Source organism: Clostridium sp. UBA2485 (genome assembly GCF_002341865.1).
Lineage (GTDB): Bacteria > Bacillota > Clostridia > Clostridiales > Clostridiaceae > Clostridium_J.
Genome location: NZ_DDOV01000125.1, coordinates 1 through 14,842, shown reverse-complemented (window position 1 = coordinate 14,842; position 14,842 = coordinate 1). Strand labels below are relative to the sequence as shown.

15 protein-coding genes are annotated in these 14,842 nt (G+C 25.3%); 12 read left to right on the top strand and 3 right to left on the bottom strand.

Features of this window, described 5'->3' with window-relative positions:
* Positions 1 to 1,176 precede the first annotated feature (1,176 nt).
* Positions 1,177 to 1,713, top strand: coding sequence for an RNA polymerase sigma factor (locus B3603_RS23035; RefSeq protein WP_291569180.1), 537 nt, complete (start codon positions 1,177 to 1,179; stop codon positions 1,711 to 1,713).
* 382 nt (positions 1,714 to 2,095) lie between these two features.
* Here B3603_RS23035 and B3603_RS23030 read toward each other — a convergent pair whose 3' ends face one another.
* Positions 2,096 to 2,932, bottom strand: a complete 837-nt coding sequence (locus tag B3603_RS23030; protein WP_291569179.1) for a PHP domain-containing protein — start codon at positions 2,930 to 2,932, stop codon at positions 2,096 to 2,098.
* Between the two features lie 245 nt (positions 2,933 to 3,177).
* On the opposite strand from B3603_RS23030, the gene B3603_RS23025 reads away from it, so the two are divergent.
* The 7 genes from B3603_RS23025 to folK are packed head-to-tail and all read left to right on the top strand — an operon-like array spanning position 3,178 to position 8,699.
* Entirely contained in the window at positions 3,178 to 3,786 is a 609-nt protein-coding gene (locus B3603_RS23025; RefSeq protein WP_291569178.1) for an anthranilate synthase component II, read from the top strand.
* Positions 3,776 to 5,137 carry an aminodeoxychorismate synthase component I gene (gene pabB / locus B3603_RS23020; protein ID WP_291569177.1) on the top strand — a complete coding sequence of 454 codons (1,362 nt, stop codon included), beginning with the start codon at positions 3,776 to 3,778 and terminating at the stop codon, positions 5,135 to 5,137. The genes B3603_RS23025 and pabB overlap by 11 nt, the downstream gene beginning before the upstream one ends.
* Positions 5,138 to 5,148: 11 nt before the next feature.
* Positions 5,149 to 5,916 (top strand): aminotransferase class IV, encoded by a 768-nt coding sequence (locus B3603_RS23015; RefSeq protein WP_291569176.1) that lies wholly within the window; start codon positions 5,149 to 5,151, stop codon positions 5,914 to 5,916.
* A 28-nt stretch (positions 5,917 to 5,944) separates the two neighbouring features.
* Entirely contained in the window at positions 5,945 to 6,502 is a 558-nt protein-coding gene (gene folE / locus B3603_RS23010) for a GTP cyclohydrolase I FolE (protein WP_291569175.1), read from the top strand.
* 13 nt (positions 6,503 to 6,515) lie between these two features.
* Positions 6,516 to 7,013 (top strand): HD domain-containing protein, encoded by a 498-nt coding sequence (locus B3603_RS23005; RefSeq protein ID WP_291569174.1) that lies wholly within the window; start codon positions 6,516 to 6,518, stop codon positions 7,011 to 7,013.
* Between the two features lie 26 nt (positions 7,014 to 7,039).
* On the top strand, positions 7,040 to 7,849 hold the full coding sequence (folP, locus tag B3603_RS23000) for a dihydropteroate synthase (RefSeq protein WP_291569181.1): 810 nt from the start codon (positions 7,040 to 7,042) through the stop codon (positions 7,847 to 7,849).
* A 19-nt stretch (positions 7,850 to 7,868) separates the two neighbouring features.
* Positions 7,869 to 8,699, top strand: a complete 831-nt coding sequence (gene folK, locus B3603_RS22995) for a 2-amino-4-hydroxy-6-hydroxymethyldihydropteridine diphosphokinase (RefSeq protein WP_291569173.1) — start codon at positions 7,869 to 7,871, stop codon at positions 8,697 to 8,699.
* 101 nt (positions 8,700 to 8,800) lie between these two features.
* Here the strand turns inward: folK and B3603_RS22990 are convergent, their stop codons facing one another.
* On the bottom strand, positions 8,801 to 9,271 hold the full coding sequence (locus B3603_RS22990; RefSeq protein ID WP_291569172.1) for a DUF4883 family protein: 471 nt from the start codon (positions 9,269 to 9,271) through the stop codon (positions 8,801 to 8,803).
* A gap of 62 nt (positions 9,272 to 9,333) precedes the next feature.
* Positions 9,334 to 10,449: an AI-2E family transporter gene (locus B3603_RS22985; RefSeq protein WP_291569171.1), complete on the bottom strand. Its 1,116-nt coding sequence runs from the start codon at positions 10,447 to 10,449 to the stop codon at positions 9,334 to 9,336.
* A gap of 186 nt (positions 10,450 to 10,635) precedes the next feature.
* Here B3603_RS22985 and B3603_RS22980 point away from each other — a divergent pair, with 186 nt between their 5' ends.
* The 4 genes from B3603_RS22980 (at position 10,636) to B3603_RS22965 (ending at position 13,898) form a co-directional block, all read left to right on the top strand.
* Entirely contained in the window at positions 10,636 to 10,851 is a 216-nt protein-coding gene (locus B3603_RS22980; RefSeq protein ID WP_291569170.1) for a DUF3006 domain-containing protein, read from the top strand.
* A 388-nt stretch (positions 10,852 to 11,239) separates the two neighbouring features.
* Positions 11,240 to 11,458 carry a hypothetical protein gene (locus B3603_RS22975; RefSeq protein WP_039630458.1) on the top strand — a complete coding sequence of 73 codons (219 nt, stop codon included), beginning with the start codon at positions 11,240 to 11,242 and terminating at the stop codon, positions 11,456 to 11,458.
* A 521-nt stretch (positions 11,459 to 11,979) separates the two neighbouring features.
* Positions 11,980 to 13,107, top strand: coding sequence for an RNA-guided endonuclease InsQ/TnpB family protein (locus tag B3603_RS22970; protein ID WP_291569169.1), 1,128 nt, complete (start codon positions 11,980 to 11,982; stop codon positions 13,105 to 13,107).
* Between the two features lie 194 nt (positions 13,108 to 13,301).
* Positions 13,302 to 13,898, top strand: coding sequence for a GNAT family N-acetyltransferase (locus B3603_RS22965; protein ID WP_291569168.1), 597 nt, complete (start codon positions 13,302 to 13,304; stop codon positions 13,896 to 13,898).
* Positions 13,899 to 14,842 lie beyond the last annotated feature (944 nt).

Sequence of the window (14,842 nt, the reverse complement as noted above, 5' to 3'; positions counted from 1 at the left end):
AGAGTTTGATATTAGTTTATAAATAAAGTTGTTAAAGAATTTTTTTAGGTACATATAATAAAAGTAGATAAACGTAATTTTTATGTAAAAATACTATTTTAAAATTAACGATTCATTATTTTATCATAGAATTTTTATATATTAAATAAAGAGCTTAATTTGTTAAATTATTATAATGAATAATATATGTTCTTAAAAAATTTAAAAATGTAATAATAAATTCAAAAAGTGAACTATCTACATCAACTAATAGAGACTCTATAAAAATACTTGGAGTATTGGCTACACTAATAAGGTTATCTCACATCTGATATGTCATATTGTATGCTATATTAACAAGCTTTCGCTAATATTTACATTTACATTGTGGTATATTCTATATTTTGTGACATATCCATTTTCTGATTGTTGGATTTCCATTTCAAAGTAGCAATAACTACATTCTAAATAAAGTTTAATACTTGCATAACTTGATGATTATACTATTATATTTCTATACACTTCATTCTGCTTTATATTCTAGAATCATTCTAAATTTACCCCAATTTATCAAACTTATACCTTTTATTAACTTTCCTTTATCATATTTTTACTATTAAATTCCTAATAATTGTGATTTAGTTATTCTTAATTATCTCATTATTTATTTTATGAAGAAAATTTTAACTTTTTTATGTAAATTTGCAAACATTAATTTAACTATATACATATTATTAATACTTTTTGGTAGATTAATAAGTACTTTTGAAGTTCAGTAGACTTTTAGAGACTTTCCAAATGATGAATCATATTGAAAAATCCTTCAAACACCATAGCTATGTCTATTTTACATAACTAAATATTTTCGCTATCCACTAAGATAGGCATATAATAGTCTAATTTAGGTTTATTTGTTGTATAAGATTAATTAGTTCATTTTTTATATTAATTTTCTTATTTTAAATTTTGAAATCCAACTTATTTATCGCATTTATATAATAAACTTAGATCCTATGTAATCCCTTTGAAGTTAAAATATTGTAACTTCAAGGGATTTTTTGTATTTTTTTAATTAAATTTTCATATGAAGAGCATTTTTTAAAATTATTATTTTCCATTTTTTATAAGGGTTTACATATTTAAGTATTACTTCGTCCTTCATTGATAAATTAAAAACTTCTTTGAGGGGGAAAAATTATGAATATGCCATTATTTCAATTAATTGAAAATTCTCAAAAAGGAGACAAAATAGCACTTCTGTTGATAATTGAAAAGTTTAGTCCTTCTATAAAAAAATTCAGCAGAAAGTTATGCTACGATGGTGCTGATACTGATCTTATAATAAGTTTTATAAAAACTATTAAAGAGTTAAAGCTTACTGATCTAAACTTAGAAAATGAAGGTACTCTAGTAAATTATTTATATAACTCCATAAAATTTAAATATGTAGACCTTATGAGAAAATATTTAAGAATGCTAAAAAGAGAAACTGAACTAAATTTAGAGATAATAGAGAATAAATATACTTATGAAATTGAAGACAACATTTATGTTGAGGATCTTTTAAGAACTTTATCTAAAATGCAAAGAATAGTTTTAGAAGAAAGATATATTAAGAACTATTCAGATATAGAAATTGCGAATAAACTTAATATTTCTAGACAAGCTGTAAATAAAACTAAAAACAAAGCATTGGAAAATTTAAGAACTTATATGAATACTATATCAATATAATTTTTATAAACTATAAATAATTTACTCTTTCATAATATCTAATTTTATATAAAGAATGATTAATATTTTAAAAAGTTAGATATTTGAGTTTGGTGTTTCACGGAGTATATAGGTAGCTTTATTAATAGCAATTATAGTTTATATTTTAAAAATGAAGAATAAAGAGAAATAAACTAACTATTATTTCAAATTTTGATGTAAAAGTAAATTTAATTGAAGATATTAAAAATCATATTAAAAACAAAGGAACATTTAGAGTAGATAAAAAAAGTTATAAAAGAGGCTATTCATAGTATGAAAAATATTTTCCATATTATGAATAGTCCTTTTTATATTATAGAAAAATGTAGTCTGAAGCATACTTTTAAAAAATTTACTTTAATCATTTTTTAATTTCTAAGGATTTTAAGAAAATTTCACATCTTTTATTATCAAAATAACAACTTCCTAAATCTCCATGAGAGGAATCATTGTATATTCCATGAAAATCAGAGCCACAGGTTAAAATTTTATTATATTTATGGGCTAAATTAATAAATTTAGCAGTATCATATTCAGTATTAAGAGAGTAATAGGCTTCTATTCCATCAAAGTCATGAGAAATTAAGTCTTCAACCTTTGATTTTTTTATAAGAATAGGGTGGGCTAAAGATACAAAAGCATTATGCTCTTTCAGCAGCTGTATCCCTTCAGCTAGTGAAACTTTTTTATTTTCTACATAAGCAGGACTATCTTTAGATAAAAACTTTTTAAAAATTTCATCAAAGCTATAATTATATCCTGAATCTATGATCGCCTTTGCAATATGAGGACGGGCTATTATAGGATTACTTGATATTTGATTATAATCTATTATTATATTAAAATACTTTCTAAGATTTTCTACAATTTTTTTTCCTCTTTCTGCCCTAAAATCCTTCATTTCTTTTAAGAAGTTTTGCAAAGATAGAGACTTATAACTATCATCTCTAAAATAACCTAATATATGTATGCTTTCTTCATTATGAATTGTAGAGAGTTCAATACCTGGTAGAATACTTATAGGAAGTTTTTTGCTATAATTTTTGCTATAAATTAAAGCCTCGTCTACACCATCAGTAGTATCATGATCTGTAATAGACAGTATATCTATTTTCTTTTTTATGGCATAATCAACTAATTCTTTTGGAGAATATCTGCCATCAGATGCAGTAGTATGACTATGTAAATCTATCTTCATATCATCACCTCATATATAATTTCATAATTTAAAACATTCTTCTTGAATTTTCAAAGTTAATCTTTGATTTTTTTGATATAATATAGATATAAATGAGAAATATTAAACATATTAACATAATAATGTCTATTAAAGAAATTAATTCGTAAAGAATTAATTTCAACAATAATTATGAACTGTGAATTCTTTTAAGTTTATTATACCATTTATTTAAACAAATATTATTTTACTAAAAGGAGTATACAATGTTTTTAATGATTGATAACTATGATTCCTTTGTTTATAATTTAGTGAGATATTTAGAAGAAATAAAGGAAGAAATTAAAGTATTTAGAAATGATAAAATAACTATTAGGGAAATTTATGATTTAAGTCCAGAAGCAATAATTATTTCCCCTGGTCCTAAGTCACCAGATAAATCAGGAATAATTTTAGAAGTTATTGAAGAGTTTAAAGGTAAAATTCCTATATTAGGAATTTGTCTTGGTCATCAAGCTATTGGACATGCTTTTGGAGGTAATATTGTAAAGGGATCCTATCCTGTACATGGAAAAGTAAGTTGTATAACTCATGATAATAAAGGTGTATTTAAAAGCTTAAAAAATCCTTTTAAAGTAACCAGATATCATTCTTTAGTCATTGATAGAAAAACACTACCTAAATGCCTTGAAATAACTTCTGAAACAGAAGATGGAGTTATAATGGGAGTAAGACATTGTAATTATCCTATTGAAGGAGTGCAGTTTCATCCAGAGGCAGAACTTACAGAGTTTGGACATGAATTGCTAATAAATTTTATTAATGTTGCAAGAGAATTTAATAAAAATACATCAAGGAGTAGTTATGAGAGTTAAAATTAAAACTGTAGAGACTGATTTAAATTGTTTTGAAATATTTTCCTTATTTAAAGGTGAAAAAGATATTATTTTCTTAGATAGTGCTAAAGATGAGGATAATTTGGGGAAGTATTCAATAATAGGTTTAAATCCATATTTAAAGTTTAAAAGCAAGGATAATTTATGTACTGTAAATAATAAAAGTTTTGAAGGGGATAGTTTTACAGAATTAAATAAAATATTAAGGGAATATAAAATAGAAAACAATACAAATCTTCCATTTATATCAGGAGCTATAGGGTATTTTTCTTATGATTTAGGACGTCAAATAGAAGAACTTCCTGAAAGTGCTGTTGAAGATGTTTTTATTCCTGATGCTTATTTTAATTTTTATGATAATATTATTATCTATGATACTTTAAATGAGAATTTATTTATTACAGCTTTAGGAATACTTAAAAGCCAAGAAGAAAGTATAAACTTTATAGAAGAGAAAATTAAATTAGGAGAAAAAAGAGAAAAATTAAATTTAAATAATCTTAATTATGATATAGAGACTTTTAACTCTAACTTTAAAGAAGATGAGTATTTAAATACCGTATCTACTGTAAAAGAATATATAAAAAATGGAGATATTTATATAGCAAATTTAACTCAACGGTATAGTAAAGAAATAAAGGATAATCCTTTTAATATATATGAAAAATTAAGATCTATAAATCCTGCACCCTTTGCGGCCTATATGGCTCTAGAAGATTTTCATATTTTATCTTCATCGCCAGAAAGATTTTTAAAAATAGAAAATAGAGTTATGGAAACGAGACCTATTAAAGGTACTAGGCCTAGAGGAAAAAATATAAGTGAAGATGAAAGATATAAAAATGAACTTTTACAAAGTGAAAAAGATAAATCTGAATTATTAATGATTGTTGATTTAGAAAGAAACGATTTAAGTAAGGTATGCAAACCAAATACAGTAAAGGTAACAGAATTATTTAAATTAGAAGAATATAGTACAGTATTTCATTTAGTTTCAACAGTTATTGGTGAAATTAAAGATGAGTATTCTACTATTGATTGTATTAAAGCTTGCTTTCCAGGAGGATCTATAACTGGGGCACCCAAAATTAGATCTATGGAAATAATTGATGAATTAGAAAAGGTTAGAAGAAATATTTATACTGGTGCTATTGGCTATATAGGATTAGAGGGAAATGCAGATCTGAATATTGTTATAAGAACTGTATTAATTAAAGATAATAAAGCATACTTTGGCGTAGGAGGAGGAATAACCTACGAATCAGTTGAACAAATGGAATATGATGAGACTTTAGATAAAGCTAGAGCTTTAATGAAGGTTCTAAAATAGGTGATGAGATTATGGAGAGTAAAGAAATAGAACAAAGTATAGTTTTAGATGATGGATATGCTTTTGGAAAAGGACTTTTTGAAACCATGTTGATATTAAAAGAACCAGTTTTTTTAAAGGAGCATATAAAAAGGCTTAATGATGGAATAAATCTTTTAGGAATAGATAACTTTATAAGTGAGAAAGATATCAGAGAAAAAGTAGAAGAGCTTAAGATTACAAACTGTGCTTTGAAAATTATGGTATCTGAAAAAAATATAATTTATTCAAATAGGCCTATAATTTATGGAGAAAAACATTATAAAAGAGGTTTTAATTTAAAAGTTAGTAATTATAAAAGAAATCAATTTTCTAAAACAACTTATATAAAGTCTTTAAATTATTTAGATAATATTTTAGAAAAAGAATTAGCTTTAAAAGAAGGCTTTGATGAAGCTATATTTTTAAATTTAGATAATTTTTTATGTGAGGGATCAGTTTCTAATCTATTCATTATAAAAAATAAAATGATTTATACCCCTAAAATAAGCTCAGGTCTTTTACCTGGTATAGTGAGAGAGTTTTTAATCAATACATTAAGAAGTAAAGGTTATAAAGTTGTTGAAGATTTTATCTTATTAGATGATTTAAAGAATAGTGATGGAGCTTTTTTAACTAATAGCTTAATGGGGATAATGAAAATAAATTCAGTTGATGGTAAGAATATTAAAGATAATAAAATTATAGATGAAATTAAGTTTTACTATGATAATTATATAAATAGTAAATATGGATATTAGCATAGGATAATAGAATGGAGTGTTAAAAATGGTTAATGAAGAAAAAATAAGAGAAGCAATCGCCATGATTATAGAAGCAATAGGAGAAGATCCTGAAAGAGAAGGATTAAAGGATACGCCAGATAGGATTGCTAGAATGTATAGTGAAATATTTTCTGGATTAACTGAAGATCCAAAAGAACATTTAGCAAAGACCTTCACTGTAGAAAATGATGACATTGTAATTGAAAAAGATATAGTATTTTATTCTATGTGTGAGCATCACTTTGTTCCTTTCTATGGTAAAGCTCATATTGCATATATACCTAATGGAAAAGTAGCAGGACTTAGTAAACTTGCTAGAACTGTTGAGGTCTTTGCAAAACGACCTCAACTTCAAGAAAGAATGACCTCTCAAATTGCAGATTCTATAATGAAGAATTTACAAACTAAAGGTGCTTTAGTTATTATTGAAGCTGAACACTTATGTATGACTATGAGAGGTGTTAAGAAGCCTGGCACTAAAACTGCAACTATAGTTTCAAGAGGAATTTTTAAAGATAATATATCTCTACAAAATCAAGTTATTTCTCTAATTAATAAATAATTAAGGTGGTTGAATGAAAAATTTAATTGATGATAATGTTAGAATTAATAAGATTTTAAACAATAAAGAATTTATTAAATATACTAATGAACTGAATGAATTAGAGGAAGAAAGAAAATTTTGTAGACATGGAATGGAGCATTCTTTGGATGTAGCAAGAATCATGTATATTAAAGCTTTAGAAAATAATTTAGATATTAGTAAGGATATAATTTATGCAACTGCACTATTACATGATTTAGGAAGAGTACTTCAATATAAAGAAAATATAGAACATCATGAAGGTAGCGTTATTATTGCTAAAAATATATTAATTCATTGTGGATATAATGAAAGTGAAATAGATGAAATATTAATAGCAATTGAAAAGCATAGGGAAAAAAATTGTGAAACGAATTTATCTAAGCTTTTATATAGTTGTGATAAACTTTCAAGATTATGTTTTAATTGTAATGTTATTAATGAATGTTATTGGAATAATGAAAAGAAAAATGTGATTATAACCTATTAGTAGGAGAGGATATTATGAATAAAATAATGAAAATAGGAAGTCGTGAATTTGAATTAGGAAAGAAAACTTTTATTATGGGTATACTAAATGTAACTCCAGATTCTTTTTCAGATGGAGGAAAGTTTAATACTGTAGATAGTGCTGTTGAGCATGCATTAAAGATGATAGATGAAAATGTAGATATAATAGATATAGGCGGTGAGTCTACAAGACCTGGACATAAATCTGTTAATGAGGAAGAAGAATTAGATAGAATTATTCCTATTGTTGAAGCTATAAGAAAAAATGTAGATATTCCTATATCCATTGATACATATAAAGGAAAAGTTGCTGAAGAAGCAATTAAAGCAGGCGCATCCCTTATAAATGATGTATGGGGATTTAAAAAAGATCCATATATATCAAAGGTAGCTGCAAAGTATAATGTACCATGTTGTCTAATGCACAATAGGGAAGAGACAAGCTATAACAATTTAATTGAAGATATGTTAGAAGATTTAAAAGAGAGTATATCCATAGCAATAAAGAGTGGAGTAAAGGGCGAAAATATAATCTTAGACCCTGGTGTTGGCTTTGCTAAAACTTATGAAGATAATCTTGAGGTCATGAGAAATTTAAAGAAATTTAAAGAGTTAGGTTATCCATTATTATTAGGAACCTCAAGAAAGTCATTAATAGGTAATACTTTAAATCTTCCACCACAAGAAAGAGTTGAGGGTACAATCGCTACCACTGTAATAGGTACAATGAGTGGCTGTGACTTTGTTAGAGTTCATGATGTAAAAGAGAATTACAGAGCAGCATTAATAGCTGATGCTATATATAGAAAAAAATAAACTTAAGAGGTATATAAATATGGATAAAATGTATATAAAAGATTTAGAAATATTTGCAAATCATGGATATTTTCAAGAGGAAAAAAAATTAGGACAAAAGTTTATATTATCTTTTGAATTAGATCTTGATTTAAGTAGAGCTGGAGAAGAAGATAACTTAGATAAAACTGTACATTATGGTATACTTTGTGATGAAATAGAAAAAGAGTTTACTAGAATGAGTCATGATTTAATAGAAAAGGCGGCAGAGGAAATAGTAAACTTTATATTGTTAAAATATGAAGCCATAAATAAAGTAAAGCTTAAATTAAAAAAACCATGGGCACCAGTAAGGAAACATTTAAATTATGTTGCTATTGAAATTGAAAGACAGTGGCATAAAGCATATATTGCAGTAGGTTCTAATCTAGGTGATAAAGAAAAGAATATAAAAGATGCACTTGAAATTATAAATAATTCTAAACATACTAAAATAAATAAAATTGCAAATTACTATAATACAGAGCCTGTAGGATATACAGATCAAGATGAATTTTTAAATACTGCTATAGAAGTAAAAACGTTGTTAACGCCACAGAACCTTATGAAATTTTTGCTTGATGTAGAAAAAAGTTTAAAGAGAGAGCGAATTATAAAATATGGACCTAGAACTTTAGATTTAGATGTAATATTTTATGATGATTTAATAAACAGCGATGAAGAAATTATAATTCCTCATCCTAGAATGGAAGAAAGATTGTTTGTATTAAATCCACTATGTGATATTGCACCATATAAGCTTCATCCTATATTAAATAAAAGAATAATAGATATACGAGAGAGTATTCTTAAGGATTCTAATAAAAAATAGGACAAGTATTTAATTTGAAATTATAGATAGTTAATAATTAAGGTTGAAATTAATTTCAACCTTAATTAATTTTTATAATATCAAATTTTAAAATGAGTATATTAGGATAAAAAATATCTACATAATCCATATAAATTAAAAGCTAATGGAATTTCAGCCATATCAATATAATCCATTGAATATTCCCCATCCCAAGGATAAATAGATATGTATCTTTCATTATACACATTAATAATATATCTCTCATTTTCGAAGGTTATAAATACCTTATATATAGGTATTGTATCAATATCATCGGGCTTATCAATGAAGTATTCATTTTTTATTGAATTTATAAGACGAAGTACATCAAAAGCTTCCTCTTCATTTAGATTTTTTTGTTTATATAAATTAATATCAAATACCCCGACTTCATTAGGAGTACTGTCCACATAACAATCTATTAAATTATAGGTATGATAGGAGTTAGTAGGTTTTTCATCTTTAAATATATCTTTAATATCATAACTACATGAGGTAGTAGTGATTAGTATCAATATTATTGTGATTAAAGTTAATATCTTTTTATACATAAAAATCATCCCCTTTTTTCTATATTAAATTATGAAAAAAAGGGATGATTTATTACTAAAAATTACTTTTTCACCAAATCCTTTAATTTAGGATGATTTTCTTCGTATGCGTCCATAAATTTTTGCCAATATATTTTTATAACCCCAGCAATAGGTACTGCAATTAACATACCTATTGCTCCATAAATTGCTCCCCCTACAGCTAATGCAAATATGCAAAAGACAGGGTGTATTCCAACGGTTTTACCAGAAAGCTTAGGACCAAGCCAATTTCCATCTATTTGTTGCAGTATAAATAATAAAATTAATATAAAAAATGCTTTCTGTGGGTCATAAAATACATTTAATAAGGTACCAAAAACAATGCCTAAGAAAGGTCCAAAATAAGGAATCATATTGGTTACTCCAAAGAATAAACTAATCAACAGTACAAAATTAGAATCTAATAGAAGTAACCCAATAAACGCTGCTAATCCCACTATAGCAGATTCAACTGCTCTTATACCTATGTAAGAACCAATCATTTTATCAAAAGTATTTAACAATTCTATAAATTTATTTCCTCTATCTTCTTTAAGAATCATATACATAAGCTTTTTGAAATATAGAATGAAGTGTTCTTTATCATATAGATAATAAGCGGAAATTACAAAACCTAAAGTCCATTTAATCAAAGAACCTGCTAAAGAGCCAGTTATTGATAATAAGGATGTAAAAATAGTGGATAATATATTATACATATTTGCATTTATTTTATCTATTATGTTATTATTCTGAATCCAATATTTAACTGTATCATTAGTAATATAATTTTCGATGAACTCCATTGTTTTTGACATAAAGGATGGAGTAGCTTCAATTAAAGTTTTAAGATTTGATATTATTCCAGGTAATAAGAATTTTATATTTAGAATAGTAAGTAAAATTATTATTATAAAGGATAATAACAAACTAAGACCTCTAGAAAATTTAAGTCTTATCTCAAAAACTTTCATTAAAGGATTAATACAGTAAGCAATAACTGCACCAATTATGAAAGGGGATACTACATTTTTTAATGAGCTGAATAAATCAACAAAGATTTTATAATTATTTATTAATTTAATACCAATAAAGGTTAATAATACAGCTAATATTATTTCTCCGTATTTTTTAAAAGCTTTTAGTATATACTTCATACTACACTTCCTTTCTTATGGTATAATACCAAAACTTACATATATACTATATCATAAACTTACATTGCTTAAAATTATCTTTAAAGATTTATTGAGTTATTTATAAGAATTTAATAATATTACTTCCAAATTGTTGTAGTCAGATATAAAATAAAATTATAAAAGGTTAAAATGAGGTGAAAAATATTGAAATTTATTATTGATAGATTTGAAGAAGAGTTTGCAGTTTGCGAAAATGAAAAGGGAATAATGGCGAATATTTCTAGAGATAAAATACCTAAAGAAGCAAAGGAAGGTGATGTACTTATTATTGAAGAAGAAAATATTTATATAGATGTAGAGGAAACAGAAAAATTAAAGAAAGAAATAGAAGAGTTAGTCAAAGATCTTTGGGAAGAATAATATATTTTTAAAAAATATAGAAATATAATATTAAGGTATATAATAAAGTTTAAAAAATTAAAAAGGCACTTATTAAAAAATTAATCAAATTTCATATGAAAAAACAAATATAAATATAGAAAAGAACTAAATCTTTAAAATTTTTAATTTTAGAGATTTAGTTCTTTTTTATTGAAAGTTAAGGTTTATAAATATGAAATTTAATTAAAGAATATATTTATAGTTTACATAATTACAATTATGAACTATTAAATTTTAAAGTAAACTACATTCTCAAAAATTAGTTAACGATAATAAGTTATAATTAAAAACTAAAAATAAATATATAATAGTACTAGAGAGGATTTTTAAATCTTATGACGAATTTTATTTTTAGAGGTGATTCATTATGGAATTTAATTTAAAAATAAATGATGATCAAGCTTTGGAGATATTAAAAGTCGTACATGAAAAATATATGCAGGCAAAAGTATATTTTAAAGAGCATCCTAAGGAAGAGGATAGAATTGGTGTAACAACTCCTGAAGAGCTAAAAACAATTCATAACAATATATTAAAACAACTTCATGATAAGGACTTATTTAAAGTATTAGAAATTATTAATTAATAATGTAAATTTATTGAGAAAATAATCTATGAAAGTAAGGGGCAAACGAGCCCTATATATTTACTTTCATAGATTATTTTTTTGCTTATTCTGTACTAAATGTACTTATGTAAGGTTTTTAATTTAAATATTTAAATAATATATGTGGAGTTTTGTACATAAAATACAACACTTGAAGCTATTATATAAATTCTTAAATAAATATATAATTATACTATACAAAATATATTTAAAACTGGGTATACAAATATACTCATTAATATGCTTGTTATACTTCTAGGGGGGTTAAATAACTTTTAAAGAAAAGTTATAAAAAACTATAAATGTAACTATTTCTTAATAGACTTTTAAAATAGTTGCTTTATCTAATAATTTTGAAATTTATTTTAAATTTTAGTTCCTATAGCATTAGATATAGTAGTTATTGTTTTTAGATTTTTATTCGCTATTTTATCACCTTAAAGCATTATATAAGGATAATCCTTGGATATAATAGATATTAGAGAGTGAGGTGATAAACAATGATTAAAGCATTAAATATAAGGTTATATCCAACAGAGGGACAAATAATTTTAATGTATAAACACATTGGATGCATGAGATTTGTTTATAATTGGGCATTATCAGCGCAAATAGAAAATTATAAAATTAATAATAAAAAGCTATCAGTTTCAGAATTAGGTAAGGAATTAACTATTTTAAAGAATACTGAAGGCTATGAGTGGCTTTATGAAGTATCTAATGCAACGTTAAAAGAAAGTATTCGAGATTTGGATAAAGCATATAAAAATTTCTTTAATGGCAGCAAATTTCCTAAATTTAAAAGAAAGAAAAAATCAAAATCTAGATTTTATAGTAGATATGATAAAGTTTATTTCAAAGAAAATTTTGTAAACCTTGAAAAGATAGGAAAAGTTAAATGCAGAGTAGACTATGATATTAATTTAAGCACTATAACAAAGTTTAAAAATCCTAGAATACATTTTAATGGTAGAGTATGGGTACTTTCAGTAGGAGTTGAAATACCAGTAGAAAAAACTAAATTAAATGATTTTAGTTTAGGAATAGATCTTGGGATAACGCAACTAGCAATAACAAATATAGATAATTTAGATACTAAAAATATTAATAAAACCCATACAGTAAAAAGATTAAATAAAAAATTAAAAAGATTGCAAAGACAATGTTCAAGGAAATACGAAAAAAATAAAAAAGGAGGCAGTTACCAAAAAACTAAGAACATTGCAAAACTTGAAAAGAAGATTAAGAAACTTCATAGTAAACTTAAAAATATTAGAATAAATCATATTCATCAAACTACTTCTAAAATGGTGAAAGCCAAACCTTTTAGAGTAGTAATGGAAGATTTGAAAGTGTCTAATATGATGAAAAATAAACACTTATCAAAGGCAATATCAGAGCAAGGATTTAATATATTTATAAATCAAATGAAATATAAATGTGAAAATTATGGTATTGAGTTTATTCAAGTACCTACATTTTATCCTTCAAGTAAAACCTGTAGTCATTGTGGTTCTATTAAGAAAGATTTAAAGCTTTCAGATAGAGTTTATAAATGTTCTTGTGGCTTTAGTTGTGATAGGGATAAAAATGCTAGTTATAATCTTGCAAACTATGGTTTAGTATAGTCAATTAAAAGATTAACTAAATTGGGTAATTGTTACAACCCACTACCTTAATAGGTAGCAAAGCCTATGGAGTGTTATAAAAAACAGGAGTAGCTTTGGCAAAACTGGACATTATGAAGTAGGAAATAAACAAAACTATAAACTTATATAATCTTCTTATAGAGTTTTTAGTGCTTTGGTAACGGTTTGAAACCATGATTAGCAAGAGCATTAGAAATGCTCAGAAAAAAGACATTAATGCAATAGCAGAACTTATCTATAGTACAGAAAATGATCAAGAGTATGTTTGGGGAGAAAAGTCTAAAAAAGAAAATATAAAAATAATTAAAAAACTTATAGCTATTCCAAACACTAGATATTCATTAGATTACACAAAAGTTATAGAGCACAACGATGAAGTTGCAGGTATTATAATAGTAATACCTCATGAAAAGTTGGATAAATTAAACATTAATACAGAAAAAATAATATTAAGATCATTAAATGGCTTTAAAAGCAAATTTACATTTTTAATTGAAGGATTAAAATATATTTTCGTAAAAGAATGTAATAAAGGTGATCTTTATATTGCCAACATTGCTACTAGTGAAAATGTGAGGGGATTAGGCTTCGGTAAAACCCTTATGGAATATGCAGAAAGATTAGCCAAAGCAAATCGTTATAAAAGATGTGTTTTACTGGCTAAAGATGAAACTACATCAAAATTTTATAATAAGATTAATTATAAAAAATTAATTGATAAAAATATATTAGGTAATAGGATTATAAAAATGGCTAAGCCAATAATATAAAATAAAAAAGCTGTGAGTGGTTGTAACTCATAGCTTTTTTATTTTTCTTTTTATACTTATACAAATTTTTATTATGCTTAATTTACAATATGTTAAAAGCGTAAAAAACATAAATATAAATAATTTACCTTGTTGCATATATAGATTAATTTTATGGATTTATATCTTTAATCAAATTATGAAATGACCGTGGACACCTCCTTTGATTTCATAAAAGGTAAATATGTGACTGGTTTGGTAATCGCCACGACAGGCAGTAGTACAGGCGGATGGGGACTTACCCTAACTCCTTCGTGACATGACTCGTTTTGGTTTTCTGTATCTTAATCACGGACCATAGAATAATCATCAGATAGTTTCATCAGAGTAGATTGACGACAGTACACACATGACAGTTAATCATTATGGTTATTTATGGCGGTTGTTTCATGAAAATAATACGTCTATACTGTGCTTTAGGAGATGGTGGTACATGACTTGCTACCTTCTAGATAAGGATATAGTTATAACAGTAGCTTCAAAGTTCGCTATGGAACCTAAAGATAGAATGATATTAATAAAAGATTTTATTCTTCCAGCATTAGTTGACTAAGGTAATAATCGCCCAATGGAAATAAAAACTCATAGCATGTATTTCTCACATGTGAGCTACATGTTATGAGTTATTTCATCATAGATTCTATTAGATTACTCATTTCTCATGGTGTATTTCATAGATTTTCTGAACGCCAAACAAGTGTTACCTCCCAAAATCCTGCAAGTTTGAAAGCAAATTCGTGTTTATACTGGTTATATTGATTTATCACATCTTCATTACTCATATTTTTTGGTATATGACCTGTTTTTAGTGCAACTTTATGTAGAATAAAGGAACAGTTTAATACCTTTGCAAAAATAACAAATATATATAGAAATACAAATATAATAATATGTCATCACTTTAT

Coding starts and splice junctions, on each gene's coding strand:
- B3603_RS23035 (WP_291569180.1), top strand. CDS start 1,177: ATGAATATGCCATTATTTCAATTAATTGAAAATTCTCAAAAAGGAGAC.
- B3603_RS23030 (WP_291569179.1), bottom strand. CDS start 2,932: ATGAAGATAGATTTACATAGTCATACTACTGCATCTGATGGCAGATAT.
- B3603_RS23025 (WP_291569178.1), top strand. CDS start 3,178: ATGTTTTTAATGATTGATAACTATGATTCCTTTGTTTATAATTTAGTG.
- pabB (WP_291569177.1), top strand. CDS start 3,776: ATGAGAGTTAAAATTAAAACTGTAGAGACTGATTTAAATTGTTTTGAA.
- B3603_RS23015 (WP_291569176.1), top strand. CDS start 5,149: ATGGAGAGTAAAGAAATAGAACAAAGTATAGTTTTAGATGATGGATAT.
- folE (WP_291569175.1), top strand. CDS start 5,945: ATGGTTAATGAAGAAAAAATAAGAGAAGCAATCGCCATGATTATAGAA.
- B3603_RS23005 (WP_291569174.1), top strand. CDS start 6,516: ATGAAAAATTTAATTGATGATAATGTTAGAATTAATAAGATTTTAAAC.
- folP (WP_291569181.1), top strand. CDS start 7,040: ATGAAAATAGGAAGTCGTGAATTTGAATTAGGAAAGAAAACTTTTATT.
- folK (WP_291569173.1), top strand. CDS start 7,869: ATGGATAAAATGTATATAAAAGATTTAGAAATATTTGCAAATCATGGA.
- B3603_RS22990 (WP_291569172.1), bottom strand. CDS start 9,271: ATGTATAAAAAGATATTAACTTTAATCACAATAATATTGATACTAATC.
- B3603_RS22985 (WP_291569171.1), bottom strand. CDS start 10,449: ATGAAGTATATACTAAAAGCTTTTAAAAAATACGGAGAAATAATATTA.
- B3603_RS22975 (WP_039630458.1), top strand. CDS start 11,240: ATGGAATTTAATTTAAAAATAAATGATGATCAAGCTTTGGAGATATTA.
- B3603_RS22970 (WP_291569169.1), top strand. CDS start 11,980: ATGATTAAAGCATTAAATATAAGGTTATATCCAACAGAGGGACAAATA.
- B3603_RS22965 (WP_291569168.1), top strand. CDS start 13,302: ATGATTAGCAAGAGCATTAGAAATGCTCAGAAAAAAGACATTAATGCA.